This is a genomic window from Neisseria sp. HMSC070A01 (assembly GCF_001810165.1).
In the GTDB taxonomy this organism is placed as follows: Bacteria; Pseudomonadota; Gammaproteobacteria; order Burkholderiales; family Neisseriaceae; genus Neisseria.
Genome location: NZ_KV800120.1, coordinates 24,892 through 38,635, shown reverse-complemented (window position 1 = coordinate 38,635; position 13,744 = coordinate 24,892). Strand labels below are relative to the sequence as shown.

At 49.8% G+C, this 13,744-nt stretch carries 13 protein-coding genes and 2 tRNA genes; 11 read left to right on the top strand and 4 right to left on the bottom strand.

The genetic code is table 11. The features are described from left to right. The first annotated feature begins 16 nt into the window (after window positions 1–16). Window positions 17–1,693, top strand: a complete 1,677-nt coding sequence (locus HMPREF2711_RS03295) for a formate--tetrahydrofolate ligase (protein ID WP_003748397.1) — start codon at window positions 17–19, stop codon at window positions 1,691–1,693. A 65-nt stretch (window positions 1,694–1,758) separates the two neighbouring features. Here the strand turns inward: HMPREF2711_RS03295 and HMPREF2711_RS03290 are convergent, their stop codons facing one another. After that, window positions 1,759–2,688, bottom strand: coding sequence for a glycosyltransferase family 2 protein (locus HMPREF2711_RS03290; protein ID WP_003748400.1), 930 nt, complete (start codon window positions 2,686–2,688; stop codon window positions 1,759–1,761). A 126-nt stretch (window positions 2,689–2,814) separates the two neighbouring features. Next, window positions 2,815–3,879: a class II fructose-bisphosphate aldolase gene (gene fba / locus HMPREF2711_RS03285; protein ID WP_003748401.1), complete on the bottom strand. Its 1,065-nt coding sequence runs from the start codon at window positions 3,877–3,879 to the stop codon at window positions 2,815–2,817. Window positions 3,880–4,029: 150 nt separating this feature from the next. Here fba and HMPREF2711_RS03280 point away from each other — a divergent pair, with 150 nt between their 5' ends. From HMPREF2711_RS03280 to HMPREF2711_RS03245, 8 genes are all read left to right on the top strand, one after another. Then, on the top strand, window positions 4,030–4,458 hold the full coding sequence (locus HMPREF2711_RS03280; protein ID WP_003748403.1) for an acyl-CoA thioesterase: 429 nt from the start codon (window positions 4,030–4,032) through the stop codon (window positions 4,456–4,458). Window position 4,459: 1 nt separating this feature from the next. Continuing rightward, window positions 4,460–5,356 (top strand): tyrosine recombinase XerC, encoded by an 897-nt coding sequence (locus tag HMPREF2711_RS03275; protein ID WP_003748405.1) that lies wholly within the window; start codon window positions 4,460–4,462, stop codon window positions 5,354–5,356. 350 nt (window positions 5,357–5,706) lie between these two features. After that, window positions 5,707–6,633: an energy transducer TonB gene (locus HMPREF2711_RS03270; RefSeq protein WP_070615498.1), complete on the top strand. Its 927-nt coding sequence runs from the start codon at window positions 5,707–5,709 to the stop codon at window positions 6,631–6,633. Between the two features lie 102 nt (window positions 6,634–6,735). Beyond that, window positions 6,736–7,395, top strand: coding sequence for a MotA/TolQ/ExbB proton channel family protein (locus HMPREF2711_RS03265; RefSeq protein ID WP_049332314.1), 660 nt, complete (start codon window positions 6,736–6,738; stop codon window positions 7,393–7,395). A 3-nt stretch (window positions 7,396–7,398) separates the two neighbouring features. Next, on the top strand, window positions 7,399–7,836 hold the full coding sequence (locus HMPREF2711_RS03260; RefSeq protein WP_070615494.1) for an ExbD/TolR family protein: 438 nt from the start codon (window positions 7,399–7,401) through the stop codon (window positions 7,834–7,836). A 132-nt stretch (window positions 7,837–7,968) separates the two neighbouring features. Then, window positions 7,969–9,630, top strand: a complete 1,662-nt coding sequence (locus tag HMPREF2711_RS03255) for an electron transfer flavoprotein-ubiquinone oxidoreductase (RefSeq protein ID WP_070615491.1) — start codon at window positions 7,969–7,971, stop codon at window positions 9,628–9,630. An 83-nt stretch (window positions 9,631–9,713) separates the two neighbouring features. After that, the gene (gene folP, locus HMPREF2711_RS03250; protein WP_070615488.1) at window positions 9,714–10,565 is read left to right on the top strand and encodes a dihydropteroate synthase; all 852 of its coding nucleotides are present in this window, start codon (window positions 9,714–9,716) and stop codon (window positions 10,563–10,565) included. A 93-nt stretch (window positions 10,566–10,658) separates the two neighbouring features. Next, window positions 10,659–10,734: transfer RNA gene (locus HMPREF2711_RS03245), tRNA-Ile, on the top strand. 599 nt (window positions 10,735–11,333) lie between these two features. On the opposite strand, the gene HMPREF2711_RS03235 is transcribed toward HMPREF2711_RS03245, so the two are convergent. Continuing rightward, on the bottom strand, window positions 11,334–11,792 hold the full coding sequence (locus HMPREF2711_RS03235; RefSeq protein ID WP_049337024.1) for an RrF2 family transcriptional regulator: 459 nt from the start codon (window positions 11,790–11,792) through the stop codon (window positions 11,334–11,336). A gap of 146 nt (window positions 11,793–11,938) precedes the next feature. On the opposite strand from HMPREF2711_RS03235, the gene HMPREF2711_RS03230 reads away from it, so the two are divergent. Next, window positions 11,939–12,319, top strand: coding sequence for a hemerythrin domain-containing protein (locus tag HMPREF2711_RS03230; RefSeq protein ID WP_070615483.1), 381 nt, complete (start codon window positions 11,939–11,941; stop codon window positions 12,317–12,319). Between the two features lie 86 nt (window positions 12,320–12,405). Continuing rightward, complete coding sequence (locus HMPREF2711_RS03225; protein WP_070615479.1) at window positions 12,406–13,563, top strand: NnrS family protein; 1,158 nt, start codon at window positions 12,406–12,408, stop codon at window positions 13,561–13,563. A 102-nt stretch (window positions 13,564–13,665) separates the two neighbouring features. On the opposite strand, the gene HMPREF2711_RS03220 is transcribed toward HMPREF2711_RS03225, so the two are convergent. Then, window positions 13,666–13,740: transfer RNA gene (locus HMPREF2711_RS03220), tRNA-Arg, on the bottom strand. Window positions 13,741–13,744 lie beyond the last annotated feature (4 nt).

Here is a 13,744-nt window from a genome sequence, read left to right as displayed (position 1 = left end):
TCAATAAAGGAAAATCATGAGCTTCAAAACCGATGCTGAAATTGCCCAGTCTTCCACCATGCGCCCGATTGGTGAAATTGCCGCCAAGCTGGGTTTGAACGTTGACAACATCGAGCCCTATGGCCATTACAAAGCCAAAATCAATCCTGCCGAAGCATTCAAGCTGCCGCAAAAACAAGGCCGTCTGATTTTAGTTACCGCCATCAACCCGACTCCGGCGGGCGAAGGCAAAACCACCGTTACCATCGGTTTGGCGGACGCGTTGCGCCACATCGGCAAAGACGCCGTTATCGCCCTGCGCGAACCTTCTTTGGGGCCTGTGTTCGGTGTCAAAGGCGGTGCGGCGGGCGGCGGCTATGCCCAAGTTTTGCCGATGGAAGACATCAACCTGCACTTTACCGGCGACTTCCACGCTATCGGCGCGGCGAATAACCTGCTCGCCGCCATGCTCGACAACCATATCTATCAAGGCAACGAGTTGAACATTGATCCGAAACGCGTGCTGTGGCGTCGCGTGGTCGATATGAACGACCGCCAGTTGCGCAACATCATCGACGGTATGGGAAAACCTGTTGACGGCGTGATGCGTCCTGACGGTTTTGACATTACCGTTGCGTCCGAAGTCATGGCGGTATTCTGTCTTGCTAAAGACATCAGCGATTTGAAAGAGCGTTTGGGCAACATCCTTGTCGCCTATGCCAAAGACGGCAGCCCTGTTTACGCCAAAGATTTGAAAGCGAATGGCGCGATGGCGGCATTGCTCAAAGATGCGATTAAGCCTAACTTGGTACAAACCATCGAAGGTACGCCTGCCTTTGTACACGGCGGCCCGTTTGCCAACATCGCCCACGGCTGCAACTCCGTTACCGCCACCCGCCTGGCGAAACACCTTGCCGATTACGCTGTAACCGAAGCAGGCTTCGGCGCGGATTTGGGTGCGGAAAAATTCTGCGACATCAAATGCCGTCTGGCGGATTTGAAACCTGATGCGGCTGTTGTCGTGGCCACCGTCCGCGCGTTGAAATACAACGGCGGCGTGGAGCGTGCCAACCTCGGCGAAGAAAACCTCGACGCTTTGGCAAAAGGCCTGCCTAATCTCTTGAAACACATTTCCAACCTGAAAAACGTATTCGGCCTGCCTGTGGTGGTTGCCATCAACCGCTTCGTGTCCGACTCCGATGCCGAGTTGGCCATGATTGAAAAAGCCTGCGCGGAACACGGTGTCGAAGTTTCCCTGACCGAAGTATGGGGCAAAGGCGGCGCGGGTGGCGCGGATTTGGCGCACAAAGTCGTCAACGCCATTGAAAATCAACCGAATAACTTCGGCTTCGCCTACGATGTTGAGTTGAGTATTAAAGACAAAATCCGTGCGATTGCCCAAAAAGTGTACGGCGCGGAAGATGTTGATTTCAGCGCGGAAGCGTCTGCCGAAATCGCTTCACTGGAAAAACTGGGCTTGGACAAAATGCCGATCTGCATGGCGAAAACCCAATACTCTTTGAGCGACAACGCCAAACTGTTGGGCTGCCCCGAAGGCTTCCGCATTACTGTGCGCGGTATCACGGTTTCCGCCGGCGCAGGCTTCATCGTTGCGTTGTGCGGCAATATGATGAAAATGCCGGGTCTGCCGAAAGTTCCGGCTGCTGAGAAAATCGATGTGGACGCAGACGGCGTGATTCACGGCTTGTTCTGATTTAGATTGATCTTGAAATAGACAAAGGCCGTCTGAAACTTAGGTTTCAGACGGCCTTTTATGATTTAAGTGAATTTTAACTGACTTTTTAAGAAATTGAAGAACTTGTCTATCATGTCGAACATGGTATTGCGGTCTTCGCCAAACAATGAAATGCTGCGGTCTTTGCTGATTCTGTCATAGGCGGCAAAAATGGTTTTCAGCTCTTCTGTGGTCAAGCGCAGTTGCTTTTCGTACAAGATGCGGCTTAAGAGCGTTACTTCCGTCGCGTTCAAATCAGGGAAGAGATGACTGATCCACAACTCCATGGTGTATTGGACGGATCTGTTGATTTTGTCTCTTTTTTTGCTTTCTTGAGTTTGGTGTATCCTGTAAAACAACAAAGGTTCGGGCAGATTGGCAAAGGTTTTGCCATGTAGGGCGCATTGCACCCACATATGGAAATCGGGCGCGGTTTCCGTCGCGGTGTAGTTTATCCCGAGGTTTTTAATGCTGTCGTGCCGCCACATGGTGGTGGGGTTGAACATATTTTGAGCGGCCCTGGAGAAAAAGGCTTTAATGTCTTTGTCGAGCAGGGGCAAATCGCTTAAAACGGGTTCTCTTCCGGTTTGGTCGTCGAAAAAGATGGTGGCTTGGCTGCCGACAATATCGATTTCGGGATGGCTGTCTAAAAACTGAATTTGTTTTTCAAAACGATCCAGAGTGCAAATATCGTCCGCGTCCATCCGCGCCACGTATTCAACCTCTATATCTTTGAGCATATCCATGGCAAATTGGCAGACAAACGGCTCGCCCCTGTTTTCCGGAAGGTGGAAAACCTGCAAACGTGAATCTCTGGCTGCGTAAGCCTCGAGGATTTCGCCGGTTTTGTCTTTTGAGGCATCGTTGACGGCGATGACGAAAAAGTTGCGGAATGTTTGATTCAATACCGAATCCAAGCATTCGGGCAAATAAGCTTCGGCACAATAGGCCGGCAAAATAACGGCGAGTTTCATGTTTGCTTTCGATGTGTTTTGATGGGTAGTCGAGGGGGATTTTACTATAAGTTTCCAAAAGTCAAGGCCGTCTGAAACCTTATTGCCAAGTTTTCAGACGGCCTTAGTATCAATCCGATGTACAGATTATTTGATGATTTGGTTCAATTCGCCTTTGGCGTATTTGGTTGCCATTTTTTCCAAAGAAATCGGTTTGATTTTGTCGGCTTGGCCTTCGCAACCGAATGCGAGGTAGCGGTCAAGACAGATTTGTTTCATGGCTTCGACGGTTTTGCTTAGGTATTTGCGCGGGTCGAATTCGGATGGGTTTTCTGCCATGAAGCGGCGGATGGCGCCGGTAGAGGCAAGGCGCAAGTCGGTGTCGATGTTGACTTTGCGCACGCCGTGTTTGATGCCTTCGACGATTTCTTCTACGGGTACGCCGTAGGTTTCACCGATTTTGCCGCCGTATTCGTTGATGACTTTCAGCCATTCTTGCGGAACGGAGCTGGAGCCGTGCATCACGATGTGGGTGTTGGGCAGGGCTTGGTGGATTTCTTTGATGCGGTCGATACGCAATACGTCGCCTGTGGGCGGACGGGTGAATTTGTATGCGCCGTGGCTGGTGCCGACGGCAATAGCCAATGCGTCCACGCCGGTATCTTTAACGAAACGTACGGCATCTTCAACGCTGGTCAGCATTTGGTCGTGGGAAAGTTTGCCCACTGCGCCTACGCCGTCTTCTTCGCCGGCTTCGCCGGTTTCGAGGTTGCCCAATACGCCGATTTCGCCTTCAACGGACACGCCGCAAGCGTGGGAGAAGTTAACCACGGTACGGGTGGCGTTGACGTTGTATTCGTAGGTAGACGGAGTTTTGCCGTCTTCGAGCAGCGAGCCGTCCATCATGACGGAGGAGAAACCCAGTTGGATGGAGCGTTGGCATACATCGGGCGATGCGCCGTGGTCTTGGTGCATCACGACGGGGATGTGCGGGAATTCTTCGACTGCGGCTAAAATCAGATGGCGTAGGAATGGGGCACCTGCGTATTTGCGTGCGCCTGCGGATGCTTGAACGATAACGGGGGCGTTGACTTGGTCGGCCGCCTCCATAATGGCGCGCATTTGTTCGAGGTTGTTAACGTTGAATGCGGGCAGACCGTAGCTGTTTTCGGCGGCATGGTCCAACAGTTGGCGCATGGATACGAGTGCCATGAGAAGCTCCTGAAGTAGTGAAGGGTAAATTTATCCGATAAATTATAATGTTTTTTGCCATGAAAAACTACAAGCCGCTACATTGTTTTTATATATTAACGAGCGGGGTCTCGGTTTATAATGGCAGAGTATTGAAAACGGGTGTGCAAAATGGATAGGATTTCGGTGGCCGAATGTGATAAACCTTTGTTTCAGACGGCCTTGACGGTGCAGGTGGGCGATGTGAACTATGGCGGCCATTTGGCGAACGATGCAGTGTTGCGTTTGTGCCATGAAGTGAGGATGCGTTGGCTGGCGACGCTGGGTTGGAGTGAAATGGATGCCGGCGGGGCTGGCCTGATTATGGCGGATGCGGCGGTGCAGTATTTGGCGCAAGGTCATTATGGTGATGAGCTGTCGGTGGAGATGGGTGCGGCCGACGTGGCCGGTGTGGGTTTTTCTTTACTGTACCGTATCCGCAGGATTTCAGACGGCCTTGTGCTGGCGAAAGTGCAGACAGGCATGGTGTGTTTCGACTATGGCAAACAACGTGTCTGCCGTCTGCCTTCGGCCTTGAAAGCAGCATTGGAGGCCGTCTGAAATGGCGGAATCAAATCATTTTGCGCTTCATCTTGAACGCTATCTGAAAACCTTGTCGCAACAAGGCAAGTCGCAGCATACCGTTTCCGCTTATCGGCGCGATTTGAGTGAATTGATGCGTCTGTTGCCCGATAATCTTGAAAACGGCCTGCCGACGCGCCGTGATTTTGTGGCGGCATTGAAAAAGCTGTCGCAAAAGGGTTTAAGCGAAAGCAGCTTGGCGCGGAAATTGTCGGCATGGCGGCAGTATTGCAGCTGGCTGGTGCAGATAGAAGTCATGGAAAGCGACCCGACGTTTAATATGAAAGCGCCGCGCCTGCCTGAACGCCTGCCCAAAGCGCTGCCGCAGGAACCTTTAAACCATATCCTTGACCATGCGCCGGTTGATGACGAGTTGGATGTACGCGATAAGGCCATGTTTGAATTGATGTATGGCAGCGGTTTGCGCCTGAGCGAGATACAAGGGTTGAATCTGAACAGTATCGTCTTGGACGAAGGCTGGGTCAGTGTAAATGGTAAAGGCGGCAAGCAGCGGCAAGTGCCTTTGGTGGCTAAAAGCATTGCGGCATTGCGCGATTATCTGGCGGTGCGTATTGCCAAAGAGGGCGAGCAGGCCTTGTTCACCAATAAAAACGGCGGCAGGCTGGGGCAGCGTCAAATCCAAAAACGCCTGCAGGCGTGGGCAGTGCGCGTGGGCAGTGCCAGCCATATCTCGCCGCACATGATGCGCCATAGCTATGCAACCCATCTTTTGCAGGCATCGGGCGATATCCGCGCCGTACAGGAATTATTGGGACACAGCAATCTTTCCGCCACGCAAGTTTATACCAAGCTGGATTTCGACCATTTGGCGCGCGTTTATGATGAGGCGCACCCAAGGGCGAAACGGAAAAAATGATTTTGTTTGAATCAGGCCGTCTGAAGAGCGTTTTCAGACGGCCTGATGTTTTATGGATAAAAAATACAGATGATTTGAAACCATTTGAATTTTTATTGGTCTGATGAGGTTTCAGATATTGGCTTAATGTGCGGATAGCATAAACGCTGGAAGAATAGGCTGTTTTGTCTTACCGCTTATCTTTCAAAACAGCCTTTTATTTGATAATATTAGTAATGAGAGCTAATATCATATTATAATACGCGACCTCTAAAAAGCAGGCCTATAAACTTTTTATATAGGCATTAATGCTTATTTTGACTGTAAAACGGCTTGCAAACAGGAATTGTTTCTATTAACATAACGGAATTATGGATAAAAAACGAATTTTAACTCCAGCCGTCGTGACTTCCGTTGCGTTGATCCACGTCGGCTTGGTTGCACTTTTATGGCACGCGCACAAACCGCCTCCTGTCGAAATGGCGAATATTGAATTTGTCGATTTGGGCGATTTCGGCGGAGGCGACGGCAGCCCTGAGGGCGAAGGCGCACCTGCTGCACCGGAGCCTACCCCCGAACAGCCGAAACCCAAACCCAAACCTAAGCCTGTCGAACCGCCCAAGCCTGTTATCAAACCTGTGGTAACGAAAAAAGAAAAAGCGGATATCGTACAGCAAAAGGAAAAACCGAAACCTATCGAGAAACCTAAGCCCGAGCCTAAGCCGGAACCCAAACCTGAGCCGAAGCCCGAGCCAAAACCTGAACCGAAACCAGAGCCGAAGGCAGAGCCTAAACCATCTCCCAAAGCATCTGAATACTCAGGCAACAAAACCGGGCCGAATACTGCTGAAAACGGTAAAGGCAGCGGCGAAGGCAAAGCCTTGAACGGAGAAGGTAAAGGCAACGGCGGCGGTACGAAAGGTACTGGCAGTGGACGCGGCGAAGGCAGCGGCTCCGGCAGCGGCGGTGCAAAAGGCGAACATGGCTCCGGCACCGGCGGTAGCGGAGGTGGTGGCAGCGGTACAGGTGCCGGCAGCAGTAAAGGCAATCCTGCAAAAGGAACGTGCCATATTCCGAGACCCCCATATCCGACAATGTCAACTGAAAATGGCGAAGAGGGCTTGGTCGTACTGAAAGTCTTGGTTGGTCCGGGCGGTAAAGTGGATTCAATTAGTGTGAATAAGTCAAGTGGTTTTAACCGTCTGGATAATGCGGCGCGTAAAGCCGTTAAGGATGGCAGTTGCCATGCAAGTGTTTGGACTGAATTTAAAGTACCTGTCAAATTCACGCTCGAATAAGCATCCAGGCACAAGCTGATGGATTAGAAAATATATGCTATTGGGAAATGGTTTTAAATGACCCGATAGAAATTTTAATTTTATTTTTAACTTGGAAAAATTATGGATTTAAGTTTAGTTTTCAAATCAGGTGATGTGGTACTGATTGGTGTATTTGTCCTGATGTTGTTGATGAGCGTGGTAACGTGGAGCGTTATCGTGATCCGCTGCATCAAATACCGCAAAGCGAAAAAAGGCAATGCTCAGGTAAAAGAGTTAATGTTGAATGCGTTTACGCTGGCCGATGCCGTACAAAAAGCCAAAGCGGTAGAAGCACCGATGAGCAATGTTGCCGATGAGTCTCTGCGCGCATACCAAAACTACCGTCAAACAACAAGCAAATCGCTGATTGACGAATTGCCTTTGAACGAATACTTGGTTGTTCATATCCGCAACAGCATGTCCCAAACCATGCGTCAGTTCGACTACGGCATGACTGCTTTGGCCTCTATCGGCGCAACCGCTCCGTTTATCGGCCTGCTGGGTACTGTTTGGGGTATTTACCATGCCCTGATCGGCATCAGCGAAAGCGGTCAAATGAGCATTGCCGCGGTGGCCGGTCCGATTGGTGAGGCTTTGGTATCGACTGCCGTCGGCCTGTTTGTGGCGATTCCGGCCGTATTGGCGTACAACTTCCTCAATCGCGGTACAAAAACCATCGCGCAAGATATGGACGCATTTGCACATGACCTGCATGTCCGCCTGCTGAACCAAAAGGATTAAACCATGGCTTTCGGATCAATGAATTCCGGCGATGATGCGCCGATGTCGGATATCAACGTTACGCCTTTGGTGGACGTGATGCTGGTGTTGCTGATTGTATTTATGATTACCATGCCGGTGCTGACCCACTCGATTCCTTTGGAGTTGCCGACTGCTTCGGAAAAAGTGGCGAAAGAGGATAAGCAGCAGCCTAAAGATCCTTTGCGTTTGAGCATTGATGCCAGTGGTGCTTATGTTGTTGGCGGCGATTCTGATGCCAAAGTGGATTTGGCAACGGTAACTGCCAAGCTGAAAGAAGCCAAAGCGAAAAACGAAGATGTGATTGTGGCGATTGCGGCGGATAAAGCGGTTGAATACGATTACGTCAACCAAGCCCTGCAAGCGGCGCGCGAAGCCGGTATCAGCAAAATCGGTTTTGTAACGGAAACCAAAGCGCAGTAATCTTTTGAACACAGTCAAGGCCGTCTGAAATTTGAGTAAAGTTTCAGACGGCCTTTTGTTGTATTTGGTAACTATATGTCCAGGCTGTATAATTAGCGGATTAAATTGAATAATGACAATACAGGAACCACTATGACAGAAACCATCGAACGCGACAGTATGCAATACGATGTCGTGATTGTCGGCGCAGGCCCGTCGGGTTTGTCTGCCGCCATCAAACTCAAGCAGCTTGCCGAAAAGAATGGACGCGAAATCAGCGTTTGCGTGGTGGAGAAGGGTTCGGAGGCCGGTGCGCACTCGCTTGCCGGTGCCATCATCGATCCGATTTCTTTGAATGAGCTGATTCCTGATTGGAAAGAAAAAGGCGCGCCGCTGACGCGTACAGTGACGAAGGACAGGGTTTTGTTCCTGACCGAGAAAAAAGCCTTCAACCTGCCGGTTACCCCGAATTTCGACAACCATGCGAACTATATTGCCAGCTTGGGCGAAGTTGTCCGCTGGCTGGCAGAGCAGGCGGAAAATTTGGGCGTGGAAATCTATCCGGGCTTTGCCGCCGCCGAAGTGCTGTATCACGAAGACGGTTCGGTCAAAGGCATTGCAACTGGCAATATGGGTGTGGGCAAAGACGGCGAGCCGACCGACAGTTTCCAGCCCGGCATGGAGCTTTGGGCGCAACAAACCCTGTTTGCCGAAGGCTGTCGCGGTTCGCTTTCCAAGCAAATCATCGAGCGTTTCCAGCTCGACCAAAACAGCGAGCCGCAAACTTACGGCTTGGGCATTAAAGAAATTTGGGAAGTGCCGTCTGAAAAACATCAGCCCGGTTTGGTCATGCACAGTGCAGGCTGGCCGCTAGACAGCAAAACCTACGGCGGCTCGTTTATTTATCACTTTGACGACAACAAAGTCGCTGTCGGCTTTGTGGTCGGTTTGGATTATCAAAACCCTTATCTGTCGCCGTTTGAAGAGTTCCAACGTTTCAAAACCCATCCTAAAATCCGCAAAACCTTTGAAGGCGGCCGCCGTATCGCGTATGGCGCGCGTTCGCTGATTGAAGGCGGTTTGCAAAGCCTGCCGAAACTCTCGTTCAGAGGCGGCGTTTTAATCGGCGATGCCGCAGGTTTCCTGAATATGCCGCGCATCAAAGGCATCCATACGGCCATGAAATCCGCCATGCTCGCCGCAGAAGCCGTGTTCCCCTTGTTGGAAAACCTCGAAGAAGTGGAAAGCTTCGACAGCGGCAAAGAGGCGGCCGATTATCAGCAACGCTTTGAACAAAGCTGGCTGTATCAAGAGCTTTACGCCGCGCGCAATGTCCGTCCGTCATTCAAATGGGGCGTTTACCTCGGCTCAATCTATACCGGCATCGACCAGATGATTCTCAGAGGCAAAGCCCCGTGGACTTTGAAATATCACGGCAAAGACAACGAGCAGCTCAAAAAAGCAGCCGAATGCAAGCCGATTGATTATCCGAAGCCCGACGGCGTGTTGACCTTCGACCGCTTGAGCAGCGTTTTCCTCGCCAACCTTGCGCACGAAGAAAACCAGCCCGACCATTTGGTGCTGAAAAATCCGCAGGTCATGATAGACGTAAACTACAAAGAATACGCCTCGCCCGAAACCCGCTATTGTCCGGCTGGTGTATATGAAATCGTCGAAGAAAACGGCAGTCCGCACCTGCAAATCAACGCCGCCAACTGCGTTCACTGCAAAACGTGCGACATCAAAGACCCGACGCAAAACATCACTTGGATTTGCCCCGAAGGCGCAAGCGGGCCGAATTACGGCGGAATGTAATTGACTGTTTGAAGTCAAAACCTAAAGGCCGTCTGAAAAATTTCAGACTGCCTCTATCCTATTATTTCATCAATGGACGCATTATGAACACACGCATTTGGCAGGCAGGCCGATTTGAAATCGCCTTGGACAAACCGAAAATCATGGGCATCGTCAATCTGACCCCCGATTCACTTTCCGATGGTGGCACCTATTCGCAAAATGTCTCAATAGCATTGGCACATGCCGAGCAGCTGCTGAAAGACGGCGCGGATATTCTCGATATCGGCGGCGAATCTACCCGTCCGGGTTCGGATGGTGTTTCTCTCGAAGAAGAATGGGCCAGGGTGCAGCAGGTTTTGGCGGAAGTGGCCAAGTGGAATGTTCCCGTCAGCTTGGATACGCGCCACACGGCAATCATGGAAAAAGCCTTGGCGCAAGGCGGCGTCGATATTATCAACGATGTTGCCGCATTGAGTGATGAAGGCGCAGTCGCATTATTGGCGCAACAGCCGACGACAGGCATGTGTCTCATGCACATGCAGGGTTTGCCCAAAACCATGCAGCTTAATCCGCAATATCAAGATGTCGTCGAAGAAGTCGCGCGTTATTTAAAAGCACGCGCGGCAGAATGCGTTCGAGCAGGCATTGCCCCTGAACGCATCACGCTCGACCCCGGCTTCGGTTTCGGCAAAAACCTGCAGCACAACATTACCCTGATACAACATTTGCCTGAGTTGATGGAAGCAACCGGATTTCCACTCCTGATCGGCATATCGCGCAAAAGTATGATTGGCGAGCTGACAGGCGAACAAGATGCCGCCAAACGCGTACACGGCAGCGTCGCAGCCGCTTTGGCCACTGTCGCCCGAGGCGCGCAAATCATCCGTGTTCACGATGTCAAAGCAACATCGGACGCTTTGAAAGTTTGGGAAGCATTGGGCATATCGGCATAATGTTCGAATAGAAAACCGACAGGCCGTCTGAAACATTTGCCCGGCATCTTGAACAAGCAACAAGTTATGCTATAATCCGCTTCTACTCTTGACGGGTCTGTAGCTCAGGGGTTAGAGCAGGGGACTCATAATCCCTTGGTCGTGGGTTCGAAACCCACCGGACCCACCAAATATTAAAAATGCCCGAGGCTTTTGGCTTCGGGCATTTTTGTATTCATTGGTTTACGAAAGATTGGAATATAATGTCGACAATAGCAATTCGGTTATGTCATCAAATATGTTTTTTAGGGAAAATTCTTTTTAAAAAAGAAGGAGTAGTTTGGTGGAGTTATTACCTTATTTTCTGTTTTTTTTAGTATTTGTGTATTTTATTGTAATTATAATTAATCTAGTAATGCTATATAAAATATCAAAATTAGAAGGGATGAATGCGGGTTTTTTTGAATATCTGTTTATTGCTAGAAGAATGCAATTTAATTTTTTCAAGGTGCTGTTTGGAATGCAAAAAATCTCCAATAAATTTTATTTGAAAGTATTAAGAATAAATTTTATGGTTGCTATGATTATTCTTATTTTAGGTTTTTCTGTTGTCTTATATTCGACATATTTAGTATAAAAATTAACCTATCGAATGAAAGTCAGCTATTTAAGCTGTAGAGTGTTTTGTAAACCAATGCCGTCTGAAAATCTTCATTTCAGACGGCATTTTTAATTATTCAAGTAATACCATTTCAGTATGGCTGGATTGTTTTCAGACGGCCTGAAGATTTAGTCGGCCGTTCCGCGTATTTCGTTGATCGGGATGCGTGGTGTATAAAGTATGTCGTAAGTCGGCTTGTCCAGCAGATCTTGCAGTGAGTATTGATCTAAGTGACTGAAAAAAGCTTTGATGGCGCCGGTAATGATACCGGTCAGTCGGCAGGAAGGGGTGATGAGGCATTCGTTGTTGTCGCCCATGCATTCGACAACCTGCATCGGCTCAAGATGGCGCACTACTGCACCGATATTGATGTTTTCAGGATTGTCTGCCAAGCGCAAACCGCCGCCTTTGCCGCGCACGCTAACCAGAAAACCGCCTTTGACTAATGAGGTAACCACTTTCATCAAATGGCTTTTGGAAATATTGTAAGTCTCGGCAATGGTGCCGATATTGACGAGGGTGTCATCGTTGATGGCGGTATAAACCAATACGCGCAATCCGTAATCGGTATGTTGGGTCAGATACATGGCTGGCTCTTTAGATATTTTTATTATATGTCAAAAGCGTAGTGCTTGGAGAGGGGCTGTTTGACTTTATGTGGGATTGGGTTTCATAATATCTGAAACATTTGAATTAATCCAGTTTGACAAACTGTTACCATTATAACGAACTTATGAAGCCCTTGAAACGCCATCCTGCCTTAATAGAACTTTCCCGCGAACATCATGGCTCGCTGTCGTTGTGCGTCCGTCTCCTGCGTACGCCCGATCAAAGCCATCAGGCGGAGCTGGAGCCTCATTTTATTGAGCTGGAGCCCCATTTTTTGGAAGAGGAAACCATGTTTGCGCCGTATTGGGATAAAATTGACCCTGCGTTGCGGCAGCGTTTTGAAGGCGATCATGCCAAATTGCGCGCGATGATGGCGCATCCTGAATATATGAATGAATCATGGAATAAGGAGTTTGCTGTTACTTTGCGCGATCATGCGCGCTTTGAGGAGCGCGAGCTTTTCCCTGCGATTGAACCTTTTTTGCCTTTGCCTGAAAATGTGTAACAGGGAAAGGAATCGATGGCCGTCTGAAAAGTTTCAGACGGCCTCTGTTGCTGTTTTATGATGATATAAAAATTGAAGGAACCACCATGACCGATTTGTTCAAACACCCGGTTTGGGCAATGGCCTTCCGCCCGTTTTATTCGTTGGCGGCTTTGTATGGCGCATTGTCTATACTGCTTTGGGGCTTCGGCTTTCAGGGTACGCCTGAGTTGCCGGGTTTTTATTGGCATGCCCATGAAATGATTTGGGGCTATGCCGGATTGGTTGTCATTGCATTCTTATTGACGGCCGTGGCGACTTGGACAGGCCAGCCGCCAACACGCGGTAAGGCTTTGGCCGGTTTGACCGCATTTTGGCTGTTGGCCCGCATTTGTATGTTTATCCCCGGTTGGGGTGTAACGGCAAGCGGTATATTCGGTACGATCTTTTTCTGGTATGGCGCGGTGTGTATGGCTTTGCCGGTAATCCGTTCTCAAAACAAGCGCAACTATGTTGCCGTGTTCGCCATTTTTGTTTTGGGCGGCACCCATTTCGCCTTCCATCTGAAAGTGCAGCCGTTTGATGCCATTGCGCTGATGACCGGTCTGCAATCCGGTTTGATTATGGTGGCCGGCTTTATCGGTTTGATCGGTATGCGGATTATCTCGTTCTTTACGTCCAAGCGCCTGAACGTGCCGCAAATTCCCAGCCCTCAATGGGTGGCGCACGCTTCACTTTGGCTGCCTATGCTGACCGCCATGCTGATGGCGCATAACATTTTGCCGGGACTGGCCGCGTTGTTTGCGTTGGCTGCCGGTGTGATTTTTACTGTGCAGGTGTACCGCTGGTGGTATAAAGCCGTGCTGAAAGAGCCTATGCTTTGGATTTTGTTTGCCGGCTATCTGTTTACCGGCTTGGGCTTGATTGCAGTCGGTCTTTCTTATTGGATTTCAAGTTTCTTGAATTTGGGTGTGCACCTTATCGGCGTTGGCGGTATCGGCGTGCTGACTTTGGGCATGATGGCACGAACCGCGCTTGGTCATACCGGCAACTCCATTTATCCGCCGCCTAAAGTGGTTCCTGTTGCCTTTTGGTTGATGATAGCCGCAACGGCTGTCCGTGTTTTGGCAACTTTTGTGAACGGTACGGCATACACGCACAGTATCCGTTGCTCCGCCGCTTTGTTTGCCGCTTCTTTGCTGTTGTACGCATGGAAATATATTCCTTGGTTGATCCGTCCGCGTTCGGATGGTCGTCCGGGTTAACGGTTTGTCGAAATGAAAAAGCCGTCTGAAAAGTTTCAGACGGCCTTTATTTATTGATAACAAAAAAGCCTTTCAAAGTATGAAAGGCTTTTATTGAAATTATGGCCTCGCCAACAGGAATCGAACCTGTATTTTACGCTTAGGAGGCATACGTTCTATCCGTTGAACTATGGCGAGGCGG

What these genes read in the sequence shown, in the direction of transcription:
- HMPREF2711_RS03230 (WP_070615483.1), top strand. Translation starts at nt 11,939, where the DNA reads ATGAAGCCCTTGAAACGCCATCCTGCCTTAATAGAACTTTCCCGCGAA.
- HMPREF2711_RS03265 (WP_049332314.1), top strand. Translation starts at nt 6,736, where the DNA reads ATGGATTTAAGTTTAGTTTTCAAATCAGGTGATGTGGTACTGATTGGT.
- HMPREF2711_RS03280 (WP_003748403.1), top strand. Translation starts at nt 4,030, where the DNA reads ATGGATAGGATTTCGGTGGCCGAATGTGATAAACCTTTGTTTCAGACG.
- HMPREF2711_RS03235 (WP_049337024.1), bottom strand. Translation starts at nt 11,792, where the DNA reads ATGTATCTGACCCAACATACCGATTACGGATTGCGCGTATTGGTTTAT.
- HMPREF2711_RS03290 (WP_003748400.1), bottom strand. Translation starts at nt 2,688, where the DNA reads ATGAAACTCGCCGTTATTTTGCCGGCCTATTGTGCCGAAGCTTATTTG.
- HMPREF2711_RS03225 (WP_070615479.1), top strand. Translation starts at nt 12,406, where the DNA reads ATGACCGATTTGTTCAAACACCCGGTTTGGGCAATGGCCTTCCGCCCG.
- HMPREF2711_RS03255 (WP_070615491.1), top strand. Translation starts at nt 7,969, where the DNA reads ATGACAGAAACCATCGAACGCGACAGTATGCAATACGATGTCGTGATT.
- HMPREF2711_RS03270 (WP_070615498.1), top strand. Translation starts at nt 5,707, where the DNA reads ATGGATAAAAAACGAATTTTAACTCCAGCCGTCGTGACTTCCGTTGCG.
- fba (WP_003748401.1), bottom strand. Translation starts at nt 3,879, where the DNA reads ATGGCACTCGTATCCATGCGCCAACTGTTGGACCATGCCGCCGAAAAC.
- HMPREF2711_RS03275 (WP_003748405.1), top strand. Translation starts at nt 4,460, where the DNA reads ATGGCGGAATCAAATCATTTTGCGCTTCATCTTGAACGCTATCTGAAA.
- HMPREF2711_RS03260 (WP_070615494.1), top strand. Translation starts at nt 7,399, where the DNA reads ATGGCTTTCGGATCAATGAATTCCGGCGATGATGCGCCGATGTCGGAT.
- HMPREF2711_RS03295 (WP_003748397.1), top strand. Translation starts at nt 17, where the DNA reads ATGAGCTTCAAAACCGATGCTGAAATTGCCCAGTCTTCCACCATGCGC.
- folP (WP_070615488.1), top strand. Translation starts at nt 9,714, where the DNA reads ATGAACACACGCATTTGGCAGGCAGGCCGATTTGAAATCGCCTTGGAC.